This window comes from Arthrobacter pigmenti (assembly GCF_011927905.1).
Classification (GTDB): Bacteria; Actinomycetota; Actinomycetes; order Actinomycetales; family Micrococcaceae; genus Arthrobacter_D; species Arthrobacter_D pigmenti.
In genome coordinates, this window is sequence record NZ_JAATJL010000001.1 from 63,339 (window position 1) to 75,322 (window position 11,984).

13 protein-coding genes are annotated in these 11,984 nt (G+C 62.8%); 8 read left to right on the forward strand and 5 right to left on the reverse strand.

The window, feature by feature from the left end; genetic code table 11:
• Window positions 1-71: 71 nt before the first annotated feature.
• Window positions 72-896 (reverse strand): DUF559 domain-containing protein, encoded by an 825-nt coding sequence (locus tag BJ994_RS00320; RefSeq protein WP_167990232.1) that lies wholly within the window; start codon window positions 894-896, stop codon window positions 72-74.
• A 282-nt stretch (window positions 897-1,178) separates the two neighbouring features.
• Between BJ994_RS00320 and BJ994_RS00325 the strand changes: the two genes are divergently transcribed.
• The 7 genes from BJ994_RS00325 to BJ994_RS00355 all read left to right on the forward strand — a co-directional run bounded on the left by BJ994_RS00325 (window position 1,179) and on the right by BJ994_RS00355 (window position 7,082).
• Window positions 1,179-2,312 carry an L-talarate/galactarate dehydratase gene (locus BJ994_RS00325; RefSeq protein ID WP_167990235.1) on the forward strand — a complete coding sequence of 378 codons (1,134 nt, stop codon included), beginning with the start codon at window positions 1,179-1,181 and terminating at the stop codon, window positions 2,310-2,312.
• A gap of 21 nt (window positions 2,313-2,333) precedes the next feature.
• On the forward strand, window positions 2,334-3,035 hold the full coding sequence (locus tag BJ994_RS00330; protein ID WP_167990237.1) for a FadR/GntR family transcriptional regulator: 702 nt from the start codon (window positions 2,334-2,336) through the stop codon (window positions 3,033-3,035).
• Between the two features lie 50 nt (window positions 3,036-3,085).
• Window positions 3,086-3,910 carry a class I SAM-dependent methyltransferase gene (locus tag BJ994_RS00335; protein WP_342450197.1) on the forward strand — a complete coding sequence of 275 codons (825 nt, stop codon included), beginning with the start codon at window positions 3,086-3,088 and terminating at the stop codon, window positions 3,908-3,910.
• 59 nt (window positions 3,911-3,969) lie between these two features.
• Window positions 3,970-4,482 (forward strand): putative immunity protein, encoded by a 513-nt coding sequence (locus BJ994_RS00340; protein ID WP_167990239.1) that lies wholly within the window; start codon window positions 3,970-3,972, stop codon window positions 4,480-4,482.
• A gap of 35 nt (window positions 4,483-4,517) precedes the next feature.
• Window positions 4,518-4,967 carry an AAA family ATPase gene (locus BJ994_RS00345; protein WP_167990242.1) on the forward strand — a complete coding sequence of 150 codons (450 nt, stop codon included), beginning with the start codon at window positions 4,518-4,520 and terminating at the stop codon, window positions 4,965-4,967.
• A 160-nt stretch (window positions 4,968-5,127) separates the two neighbouring features.
• A complete protein-coding gene (locus BJ994_RS00350; protein ID WP_167990244.1) occupies window positions 5,128-6,381 on the forward strand; it encodes a sensor histidine kinase in 1,254 nt (417 codons plus the stop codon).
• Entirely contained in the window at window positions 6,378-7,082 is a 705-nt protein-coding gene (locus tag BJ994_RS00355; protein WP_167990246.1) for a response regulator, read from the forward strand. The genes BJ994_RS00350 and BJ994_RS00355 overlap by 4 nt, the downstream gene beginning before the upstream one ends.
• 200 nt (window positions 7,083-7,282) lie before the next feature.
• Here the strand turns inward: BJ994_RS00355 and BJ994_RS00360 are convergent, their stop codons facing one another.
• The 4 genes from BJ994_RS00360 to BJ994_RS00375 are packed head-to-tail and all read right to left on the reverse strand — an operon-like array spanning window position 7,283 to window position 10,847.
• The gene (locus tag BJ994_RS00360; protein WP_167990249.1) at window positions 7,283-7,684 is read right to left on the reverse strand and encodes a universal stress protein; all 402 of its coding nucleotides are present in this window, start codon (window positions 7,682-7,684) and stop codon (window positions 7,283-7,285) included.
• 9 nt (window positions 7,685-7,693) lie between these two features.
• Window positions 7,694-9,211: a tripartite tricarboxylate transporter permease gene (locus BJ994_RS00365; protein ID WP_167990251.1), complete on the reverse strand. Its 1,518-nt coding sequence runs from the start codon at window positions 9,209-9,211 to the stop codon at window positions 7,694-7,696.
• A 25-nt stretch (window positions 9,212-9,236) separates the two neighbouring features.
• Window positions 9,237-9,806 (reverse strand): tripartite tricarboxylate transporter TctB family protein, encoded by a 570-nt coding sequence (locus tag BJ994_RS00370; RefSeq protein ID WP_245192214.1) that lies wholly within the window; start codon window positions 9,804-9,806, stop codon window positions 9,237-9,239.
• Between the two features lie 39 nt (window positions 9,807-9,845).
• On the reverse strand, window positions 9,846-10,847 hold the full coding sequence (locus BJ994_RS00375) for a tripartite tricarboxylate transporter substrate-binding protein (protein WP_167990254.1): 1,002 nt from the start codon (window positions 10,845-10,847) through the stop codon (window positions 9,846-9,848).
• A 167-nt stretch (window positions 10,848-11,014) separates the two neighbouring features.
• On the opposite strand from BJ994_RS00375, the gene BJ994_RS00380 reads away from it, so the two are divergent.
• On the forward strand, window positions 11,015-11,899 hold the full coding sequence (locus BJ994_RS00380) for a LysR family transcriptional regulator (protein ID WP_167990257.1): 885 nt from the start codon (window positions 11,015-11,017) through the stop codon (window positions 11,897-11,899).
• Window positions 11,900-11,984 lie beyond the last annotated feature (85 nt).

An 11,984-nucleotide genomic window follows, 5' to 3' on the forward strand; every position in this document is an offset into this window, starting at 1 on the left:
GGCGTGTCTGTCGCGACACGCCGCTGGATGTGCCCCTCCGGCCGGCAGACCTGCACGGAATCGTCTCTGCGTTACCGGATTACACGCCCCGACAACACCGTTCCGACTCTCGAAACGACGTAATCCCGGTTGAACATGATGTCCTCGTAGCTGAAGCGGAGGTACGAGTATCCGCGTGCGGTCAGCTCGTTGTTCCGCCGTCGGTCCCGGTTTCGAGCCTTCCGATCGGAGTGGAACTCATCGCCGTCGACCTCCACGACCAGGAAACCTTCAAGCAGGAAGTCCACCCTGCCGACGCCGTCGATCCGGACCTGCGTCTCCACATGAAAGCCCGCCTGACGGAACAGAATGCGAGCGACGACTTCGATCGCAGACTCCGCGCACCCCGTCACGAGGCTCAAGGAGGCCCGGGCTTTGCCGTTCCGGTTGCCTTGCAGGCGTTGTTCGATGAAGGACTTGACCGTATCGCCGCGCCTGAGCGAACTTTCGACGACGACGGCGGCATCGATCGGGGGCAGGCACTGCAGGGCGTGGACCAGAGTATCGACGACACCCAGCAAGGGAAGGGATGGATGCGTTTTGACTGTGCGGAACTGGTGGTTCACGTTGCCGCCCGAATTTCGTCCGATTCCGCTGATGTGCAATTTCGGAGGTGGTGTGAGGAGCCACAAACCGTGGTGTTTCGCCGCTGACGCGCACGTAAGAAGCGCGTTCATTTTCAGGGCTGCGATGAATTCAGATGGAGCGTCCGGTAAGGCATAGAGTCCCTTCCGGATGCGAAGCAGGCCGCCGGAGTCCACTGCAGTCCGAAGCTGCGAGGGTGTGATGCCCCAGCCGATGAGGTCTCGGGTGCGCGCAACGGAGCCCGAATGGCGTAGCTGGTTGAGTACATGCATGCAGCAATTTCATCGAGTGACTGCGTTCGGTTGTTCCCGCTTGGGCGTTATGTGGAGAACTTCAATGATGTGCAGGAGTGGTGGCGCGTCTCGGTCAGCCGACTCGCAAAACCATTCCGTGCAGGTCTGAGGCGGCTCAGCGGCGTGTCGGCCGGGACACGCCGTGTTACGCGCCGCCCCAGGCGGTAAACCTGCACGGAATGCTGCCGCTGTCATACTTGTCATATAAGTTGAACAGATATACGATAAGTTGACCGTTCCGTCCTCTTGAAGGTGCCTGTGATGACTTACTCGCCCGATGCGATCCGCCACGTCAAACTCTCCACGGCCACGCTGCCGCTCGCGACCCCGATCTCCGACGCCAAGGTCTTTACCGGCCGGCAGAAGCCCATGACCGAGGTGGTTTTCCTCTTCGCCGAGATCATTACCGAGCAAGGGCACTCCGGCCTCGGCTTCTCCTATTCGAAGCGTGCCGGCGGACCCGCGCAGTACGCGCATGCCCGTGAAGTGGCCGACGGCATGATCGGCGAGGACCCTAACGACATCGCGAAGCTGTATAACAAGTTGCTCTGGGCCGGTGCTTCGGTGGGCCGCTCCGGGGTTGCGACGCAGGCGCTCGCGGCCCTCGACGTCGCGCTCTATGATCTCAAGTCCAAGCGGGCCGGGCTGCCGCTCGCGAAGTTTCTCGGCGCCTACCGGGATTCGGTGCGTACCTACAACACCTCCGGTGGCTTCCTCAATGCCTCTATTGACGAGGTCAAAGCGCGCGCCACGCAGTCGATCGAAGAGGGGATCGGCGGCATCAAGATCAAGGTCGGGCTGCCCGATTCCGCCGAGGATCTGCGGCGCGTCGCGGCGGTCCGCGAGCACATCGGTCCGGACGTCCCGCTGATGGTGGACGCGAACCAGCAGTGGGACCGCGCCACGGCACTGCGGATGGGGCGCAAGCTTGAGCAGTTCGACCTCGTCTGGATTGAGGAGCCGCTGGACGCTTACGACGCCGAGGGTCACGCCGCGCTCACAGCCGCACTTGATACGCCTATTGCGACGGGTGAGATGTTGGCGTCCGTCGCTGAGCATGAGCGACTTATCGCAACCCGCGCGTGTGACATCATCCAGCCCGACGCACCTCGCGTCGGCGGCATCACTCAGTTCCTGCGGCTCGCCACACTGGCTGATCAGGCCGGGCTGGACCTGGCGCCGCACTTCGCGATGGAGATACACCTGCACCTCGCGGCGGCCTACCCGCGCGAACCGTGGGTGGAGCACTTCGACTGGCTGGATCCGCTCTTCAATGAGCGGCTGGAAACCCGCGATGGCCGCATGGTTGTGCCGGATCGTCCCGGGCTCGGCATTACGTTCAGCGACCAGGCTCGTGCCTGGACCACCGATACCGTTGAGTTCGGCGTGCGCTGAGCCCGTGCCAGCATTGAGACCATGAAACTGACCCTGGCCGCCTCCCTGGTGGAAAGCCTCCGGCGCCGCATCGTCGACGGAACCATTCCTTCGGGCGAGAAGCTGCCGAGTGAAAGTTTGCTGATCGCCGAGTTCGGGGTGAGCCGGACGGTGGTTCGCGAGGCGATCTCCCGGCTACACGCTGAGGGACTGGTTTATACGCGGCGGGGCAGCGGCAGTTTTGCCCTGACCCCGCCGGCGTCCGACGAGTCAGCTGGCGGCATGCGGCGTCCACGCACGCTTGAGGAACGGCGGGCGTTGCTGGCGTTCCGGATCGGGTTCGAGTCTGAGGCGGCTGCACTTGCCGCGGTGCATTGCACGCCCGAGCGCATTGCCGCCATGGATGAAGCCCTGGCGGCCTTCAATGCGGCGGGCAACCATGCGGCTACGGCGATGTCCTGCGATTTCGCGTTCCACCGGGCTGTGGCGGAGGCGAGTTCGAACGCGTATTTCGTTGACGCCGTCGTCTCCCTCGGCCCGGCAATGATTGCCATGCCGCCGCAACGGCTCGAGGCAGCCCCCGACGGCGGACAGTCGGAACGGCTGCAACGGGTCGCCGCAGAGCACGGCGCCGTCCGGAATGCGATTGCCGCAGGGGATGCGCTGGCTGCGGCCGCTGCCATGCGCCTGCACCTCACTCAGTCGCGGCAGCGGTTGGATGCGGAGTCCGGCCAGGGCGTGTAGTCCGCTTCCCCTTGTCGATTCCGTGCAGGTTTGAGCGGTCGCTCCGGCGTGTGCGCCCCGACACGCCGCGGTTCCGCTTTTCCCGGCAGGCAGACCTGCACCGAATCGACGACGACGGCGGCACCTCCTCGACCAGTAGGCTCGGCATTATGGCTGATTACGACGCACGGCTCATCGACCTGTACGACGTCGACAATCCGGATGGAGCGGATCATGACCTCTATCGGGCCCTGGCTGACGAAGTCGATGCTCGCTCCATCGTTGACCTCGGCTGCGGGACCGGTAGCTTGACTGTGAGCCTGGCTGGACGGGAGCGACACGTACTCGGGGTGGATCCTTCGGTGACAATGCTCAATTACGCCCGGTCCCGTCCAGGAGCTGCTTCTGTTCACTGGGTTAATGGTGATTCCGGCGGAATCGACGTACGGGACGCTGACTACGCCGTCATGACCGGGAACGTGGCGCAGCATATCCTCGGCGACGCCTGGCCGCGCACCTTGGCGGACCTGCGTCAGGCGCTGCGCCCCGGAGGTGTTCTCGCTTTCGAGAGTCGCAACCCGGAGGCGCGCGCGTGGGAGTCCTGGAAATTGGACGATCGCACGGTCAGGGACACCCCTCACGGTCCGCTGACTGAGTGGGCGGAGGTTTCCGACCTCAATGGGAACGGCGAAGTCACCCTTGCGTTCCATAATGTCTTTGAAGACACCGGCGATCATGTGGTCGAGAACCTGACTCTCGCGTTCCGGGACCGGGAACGCATCACGCGTGCGCTGGTCGCCGCCGGTTTCGACGTCGAAATTGTGTGGGGGAGTTGGATCAGGAAGCCATTTCAGGAGGCTGACCCGGTGATGATCTTCAAAGCCCGGCGGCAATAAGTGAAGTCTCGTAGGTTGGCCGTCACACACAGCTCTTCCAGCGATCGGGTGTTTGATTCATGATTCTTCCGAGTGTCCGGGACCCGCGATTCGTCACGATTCGCCGTGGCGGGAGCCTCACGGATGAAGATCATCGACTGCTTGCTCTGTGGGCTGCGACGTGCGCGGAGCATGTCCTCCATCTCTTTGAGTCGGCCCAGCCCGGCGACCCACGGCCGCGCGAAGCCATTGAATACGCTCGGGCTTGGACGCGTGGTGAGGTTGGCATGATGCAATCGCGTGCGGCGGGTGGTCATGCGATGGGGGCAGCCAGGGAGTTGCGTGGCCCAGCACGTCACGCCGCATTTACTGCTGGTCAGGCTGGTGCGGTTGCCCACGTTGCCGCGCATGAGTTGGGCGCCGCTGCCTACGCGATCAAGGCTGTACGTGCTGATGTGCCGGAAAAGTTCAGCACGGCAGCGGGCGAACGTGAGTGCCAATGGCAGCGGCGCCAGCTTCCTGATGAGATACACGAGCTGGTTCTGGATGATCAGAGGTTGCGCAACGATATCTGCTGGTCGGTGTTCAATTAGGGCGAGATGCACCGCGCTGGGCTACAGTCGGCATCGTGGCGCGCGTATTGCTTACTGGGATGTCAGGAACCGGCAAAAGCACAGTCCTGAAGGAACTTCGTCAGCGAGGTTACTTCACGGTTGACACGGATTACGACGGTTGGGAGCTGCCCGACGGCACGTGGGACGAAGCCCGGATGGACCAGTTGCTCGCCGAAGCCGCGAACGTCGTCGTCAGCGGCACCGTCGACAATCAAGGGCAATTTTATGACCGTTTCGATCACATCGTCCTGCTGAGCGCACCGCTGGAAGTATTGCTCGAGCGGGTGAAGAACCGCACCAACAATCCCTATGGCAAGACAGAGCAGGAGGGGGCGGAAATCGCTGCCTACCTCGAAACCGTCGAACCACTGCTACGACGCGGGGCCACCACCGAACTGGACGGCAGGCGGCCGGTTGGTGAACTCGCAGACGTGATCGCCGAACTGATCGACGGCGGTTCCTGACCCGTCGATCTCAAGGCTTATATCGTCGCGGGGTCTACCACAGTGACCGCGACATGCACTTGCGGCAAACTCCACCCCTTCGGCTAGAACGCCCACCGGTCCGGGTGGGAAACGGAGCGGTTGGGCGTACGGATCGGAAGCCAAGGCATAGCGTGAATACATGAACTTTTCGATGCGCGCCGTGCGGCGTCTGGGCGCGATTCTGCTTGGCGCGATGTTCTTCTTCGTGTGGTCCGCGCGGGCAATTCCCACCTACACCGAGTTCGAACAAGCTGTGCCGGGCGTCCTGTCAGCCCTGCTCCTCGCCGTCGCGATTGCGCTTTCCGAACGGTTCCCTTTGCACGCACTAACGGCCGCCGGGCTGCTCTTGTTGTCACAATTCTATTGGCCGTTCATCTTCACGGCGGCGGATGACACCTACACCTACGGTGGGTTCGGTCTCGTGTTCTTCTTCATGGGAAACAGCTCGTGCTCCCGCGTGCGGATGGTCGGCCTTGCGGGAGCTACCCTCTTTGCATCCTTGGCATCCGGGCTGTATACCTCGCGCTATTCCGCCAACTTCTGGTGGAGTCCCACATTTCTGGAGCTGTTGGATGGGTGGCTTGCAGGTTTCATCCGGTTCTCGATTGTGATGCTGGGTATCTGGCTCGCGGGCTTTCTGCTGCGGATGTTGGGCGACCGAAAGGGCTTTCTAGCCGAGCGTGCCAAGGCTGACCAGGAACTTCGGGCAGCTGAGGTAGAACTGAATCTCGAAAGGGAACGCGGCCGTATCTCCCAGGAACTGCACGACGTGCTGGCGCACTCGCTCGCTGTCATTTCCATGCAGGCAGATGGTGCGCGGTATGCCAGCGAGGGACTAACTTCGCCGGTGAGGACGTCTCTGGAGGAGATCGCCAAAGCAGCGAGACACGCGTTGGTCGAAGCTCAACTTGTGATCGATGGAGTCGGCGATGATCTGCCTCAGCGTCAACAACAACCCGGAGTCGCCGATCTCTCAGAACTTGTGACAAGGATGCGTACTGCTGGGCTCAGGCTGGATTTCACCGACGACGGTAATCACCGGAAGCTCACGGAGGCGCAGGAACTGTCGATCTACCGCATCATCCAGGAGAGCCTTACCAACACAATCAGGCATGCTCCAGGAGCAGACGTCACGGTAGGCATGGACTGGAGCGGGCCGGGCCTGTCGGTTCAAATCATCACCGCGAGCACATCCGATCGCGAAACCGGCACAATCGCGCCGCTTGGCGAAGGACGCGGCATAGCGGGAATGAAGAACCGGGCGCGCACGGCAGGTGGCTGGCTCACTGCGGAACCGGACTCCACTGGCTTCCGCGTCACCGTGTTCATCCCGTACAGGCTTGTGAGCAATACCTACCTTGAGCCGATGGCATCTTCGATGGATCACGCATGATGGGGGAAGCAGAGCCGATCCGGGTAGCTGTCGTCGATGATCAGCCGGTGTTCCGTGCCGGTCTTCAGATGCTCATCGATTCACAACAGGACATGGTCGTGTGCGCAACCGGGGGCGACGGCGAGGCAGCTGTTGCCCTTGCTGCTACACACAGCCCGGACATCATTCTGATGGACCTGCGAATGCCGGTAATGAATGGAATAGCGGCAACATCGGCGATCACGGCCGGGCAAGAAGCAGGCCATGAAGGCCCGAAGATCATTGCTCTGACCACGTTCAACCGGGATCGGGCAGCAATTGACGCTATCCGGTCGGGTGCGAGCGGGTACGTGCTCAAGAGTGCCGAGCCGGAGTTCCTGCTCGCAGCGATCCGCACAGTGAATTCAGGTTTCGCAGTCATAGCACCGGAAGCAACCCACGATCTGTTCACCCATGCGCCTGACACTGGGCCCGCTCGGGAACCAACTCCGCAGCTCGAGGCAATAGCCGCGCTGACTCCTCGAGAGAAGGACATTTTCCTGCTCGTTGCCAAGGGCTTGAGCAATGCGGATATCGCGAAAAGAGTGTACGTCTCAGAAGCCACGGTGAAGTCGGATGTCCGGTCGATCCTGAAGAAGCTATCGCTCCTGAACCGCATGCAGATCGTGGCGTATGCCTACGAACATTATTTGATCCCAAGAGCTGCAGCTTCTAGAAACTGAGCTGGCAGAGGATCGATTTCGTGCAGGTTTGAAGCCGCAGATCGGCGTGTCGGTGAAGACACGCCGAGGATTGAGCAGCGGTGACCGTCAAACCTGCACGAAATCGACGCGGGTGGAGTGAAGGAGGGGCGGGGCGGGGGTGTGAGAGACACGGAGACGGACAGGAAGAACCAGAACGACGACGACGGCGGCAGCGCGCCTCAGTCGCGCCCGTCCGGCTTCACGGCGAGGACCGGCCGGTCCGCCTGCAGCAGAATCCGCTGGGCGTGCGAACCCATGATGAACTTGCCAACCTGGGTGCGCTGGCGCAGGCCGATGACGATCAGTGACACATCGTGCTCGACGGCGAGTTCCAGGATTTCGTCCGCAAGGTCATCCCTGTAGGAGGGGCGCAAAATGCGGGCGGTGATGCCGGCGTCGTCGGCCGATGCCCGTAAACGCGCGAGGTCCTCCTCGCTGGCAACCGACTTGTCCACCCGCGAACCTTCACGCACGGAATTCACGATCAGGAGCTCCTCGTCTCGGAGCTTCGCCTCGCTGATGGCCGAGGTGACTGCAGCTTCGCCGACAGGAGTGGGCACGTAACCAACCATGATGCTCATCGATATCTCCTAGGAATCCGCGCTGACGCGGGTGGGTTTACGGTCGCGGCGCTTCGCTGTGGCCGACTTGATGATGGGGAGCACGGCAACCAGGACGAAGATCACCAGCAGCACTGCGGAGATGGGGCGGCTGAGGAAGCCGGACACGTCGCCGTCAAGAACCAGCAGCGAGCGCCGGAGGTTGTCTTCGAGCAGGGCGCCGAGGACAAAAGCCAGTACCAGCGGGCCCGGTTCGAAGCCGAACTTCTTCATGAGGTAGCCGAGGGCACCGAAGAGGACCACGAGCAGCACATCGAACATGGAGTTGCGGATGGTGTAGGCGCCCAGGATCGTGATGAGGGCGGTGATTGGGGCGAGGATCGCGCCTCGGACCCGAAGAATCTTCACGAACAGGCCCACCAGCGGAATGGACAGGATCAGCAGCAGGATGTTGCCGATGTACATCGAGTTCACTACGCCCCAGAACAGCTCCGGGTCCTCGGAGATCAGCTGTGGGCCGGGCGTGACGCCCTGGATGAGCAGCGCCCCGAAGATGATGGCCATGGTGGCGTTCGCGGGGATGCCGAGGGTGAGCAGGGGGATGAACGAGCTGGTGGCAGCGGCGTTGTTGGCTGTTTCCGGACCGGCGACGCCCTCAACGGCGCCTTTGCCGAACCGGGAAGGGTCCTTTGCCCGCTTCTTTTCGACGGCGTACGCCGCCATCGAGGAGATTGTTGCGCCGCCGCCGGGCAGGATGCCGAGGAAGAAGCCAAGGACTGAGCCGCGGCCGATAGCACCCGAGGACTGCCGAAGGTCCGCCCGTGACGGCCACACGTTGGCGACCTTCGCCGGCGCACTCGCGGCGCGGTGACGCTCCTCCAGGTTGTAGAGGATCTCGCCAACGCCGAACAGGCCCATCGCAACGGGAACGAAGTCAATGCCGTCCGCCAGGCTGAGGCTGCCGAACGTGAAGCGCTCCGCGCCTGTGAACGCGTCACGGCCAACCGTCGCGAGCAGAAGCCCGATCGAGGCCGCGATCAGCGCCTTGATGCGGGTACCGCCGCTGATCGTTGAGACCAGCAGGATGCCCACCAGCGCGAGCGCCGTGTACTCGGGCGGTCCGAAATCGAGGGCGAAGCTTGCAACCAGCGGCGCCAGGAACGTGAGGCCGATGATCGAGACAGTGCCGCCGATGAACGAACCGATGGCCGCGATACCCAGTGCGGTACCAGCGCGGCCCTGCTTCGCGAGCACGTAGCCGTCGAACACGGTCACCACGGAACTGGCCTCACCGGGAAGCCGCAGCAGGACGGAGGTGATCGTTCCGCCGTACTGGGCGCCGTAGAAGATGCCGGCGAGCATGATGATCGCGGTGACGGGCTCGACGCCGTAGGTCAGAGGGAGCAGGATGGCGATCGTCGCTGCTGGGCCAAGCCCGGGCAGGACGCCGATCAGCATCCCGATCACTACGCCGAGCAGGCAGTAGAGCAGGTTCATCGGGTCGACGACGACGCCGAAGCCGTCAATGACCGGGTTCAGGAAGTCCATTGCAGGTCCTTTGGTCTAAGAAGTCTTAGAACAGGTGGGGGATCGAAGTCCCCAGGGCGAGGATGAAGATTGCGTAGAAGGCTGCGACGACCACCACCGAGTAGATGGTCGCCGAGCGCCACGTTTCACCGCCGAGGAATTTCATCCAGACGAAGCACAGCAGCAGGGACGGAATTTCGAAGCCGATGACGGGCATCAACGCGACCATGGCCAGCAGCGTGACGAAGCCGAAACCGGCCATCCGGGACAGAGGCGAAAATTTCTCCCCGTCCACGCCCCCGCGCCGGCCGACCAGCAGCTGCGCGAGGGCGAGGACGGTGATGACGAGGCTGATGACGAACGGCCACGTTCCGGGGCTCGGGTCGCCCGGTGTGCCCAGGCCGAGACCGACGGCGATGACCATGCCTGCGACGCCGACGCCTGCCGCCACCAGTGAGGCGGCGAGGTTCGCGATCGGCCCGGCCGGCGGCGGGGACTCCGCCGCCCATTCGGCAGCGAGTTCCTCAGGCGTCAGGTCCGGTGCAGCGATGACATCCTTGCCAGCTTCCGAACCGGGTTCGGCTTCGTCGCGCTTCCGTCTCATGGCGATGCTCATTTCAGCTGATTGTCTCGGCCGGGACAGGTGGGCAAGGGATTACTCGCCGGAGAGCGAGATGTCGTATTCCTCGACAAGAGCCTTGTACTGCTCAGCGAGGGCTTCCCATTCCTCGACAACCTCTTCGCCGGAAACCTCCCAGGGGGTGAGAATGTTTTCCTGGTTGAAGGTCTGGTAGGCCTCGGTGGCCTGGACGGTCTCGACAGACTCCACCAGGCGTGCCTTTACGTCTTCCGGCAGGCCCTTGGGCGCTGCGAGGGCGCGGTACTGCGAAACGGGAACCTCGTACCCTTCTTCGATGGCGGTAGGGACGTCTGGAAGGAATTCGCTGCGCTCTTCGGCGAACGTGACGATCGGGGTGACGGTGCCGGCCTCGATCTGGGGGAGCGCTTCGCCGAGCTGGATGGTCGCGACGTCGACCTGGTCGCCCATGACGGCGGTCAGCGCGGGGGAACCGGAATCGAATGGGACAGCCGTCCCGTCGATTTCAGCCTGTGCGAACAGCACTGCCTGCGCCAGCTGTGAGCCGGTGCCTACGCCGGTGGTGCCGAAGTTCAGCTCGCCGCTGCTTGCCTGGATGTCAGCGAGGGTTTCGAAGCCGGACTCCGGGCTGGCGACCAGTACGTAGTCGTCCTGGGAGAGACCTGCGATGACATCGAGGTTGTCGAGATTGACTGCCTCGTCCTCGCCGACGGCCAGCGGAGTGATGGTGATGAGCGAGGCGTTGAGGAGAATGAGGTTGTGCCCGTCCGCCTCCATGCCGGCAACTTCCTTGGTGGCCAGGGCTCCGTTCGCTCCGGCCTTGTTGACTACGGGCACTGCAACGCCGAGGTCTTCGGCCATTCCTTCACCGATCGCGCGGGCGATGCGGTCCGTTGATCCACCGGCATCCTGCCCAACCGTGATGGTGACCGGGCCGCTCGGGTATTCCTCGGTGTTCGCTGAGCCGCCACCTACGTTGCCGCCGCAGGCTGAAAGCGCCAGCACGGCGGCGGAAGCGGTTGTGGCTATCAGGGTGCGGCGGGTAGGTGATGCTTTCACGGCTTGTACTCCTCGTTCGGGAACGGCGTTGTTCTTACTATGAATCTTTGATCGGTTATGCGGACGTTCTGTGATGGCACTCACTTGCGACCCAAGCTCGAGCTTAGGGACGGGCTATGATGCATGTCCAAGCCCATATATGCATGGAGTGATACCCGGAGGGCATTATGTTTACGCTCGACCAAGCGCGCAGTTTCGTCGCAGTCGCCGAAGAACTTCACTTCGGACGCGCGGCTGAGCGGCTCAATATGACCCAGCCGCCGCTCAGCCGGCAGATCCAGAAACTGGAGCGCAGCATCGGCGTCGAACTCTTGGAGCGGGACAACCGAAAGGTTTCCCTCACCGCGGCCGGCCGCGCCTTCCTCGCCGAAGCGCGGAAGCTGGTCGTGGCAGCGGAACGGGCGCCGACGACGGCGCGTCGCATCGCCGCGGGCAAGTCCGGGCAGCTTCGGATCGGCTTTACGGCGGCCTCCGGGTTCAGCCTCCTGGGCCCGCTGCTCACCGAGATTGCAACGGAACTGCCCGATGTCGACGTCGAACTTCAGGAACTCGTCACCGGCGAGCAAGTGGCGGCGATTAACGACGGCGACCTCGATCTTGGGCTCGCACGGCCGGCTTTCGACGCTGACACCTTCGAGTCGCACCTCCTCTTCACCGAGGACCTGCAGCTCGCTGTGCCGACCGGTCATGAGCTCGACCGGCTGAACCGGTCACTGACCGTGTCGGATCTGAAGGGCGTGCCGCTGATCATGCATTCGCCCACACACGCCCGGTACTTCTATGACCTCGTGGTCCGGCACGTTCCGGTGGAACACTCCAATGTGGTTCACACGGTCAGCCAGATTCTCACGATGGTTGCGCTGGTGGCAGCAGGCAGGGGGGTGGCGTTCGTTCCCGAATCATCCAGCCTTCTCGGCGTGGAGGGCGTGTCCTACCTGAGACTGGCCGATATCGAGCCCGACGCCGTCGAGCTTTATGCCATCTGGAACCGCGAGATCCGGAACCCTGCGCTGGGAAGGCTGCTCGAAGTCATCAGCTGGACAGATGTGTGATGCTCGGAGTGCATCAATCCATTCAAAAATGGGCTTAGACAGGCATCGTCTTTGGTTCCTAGGCTGAGAGCAGCCCCATAAACGC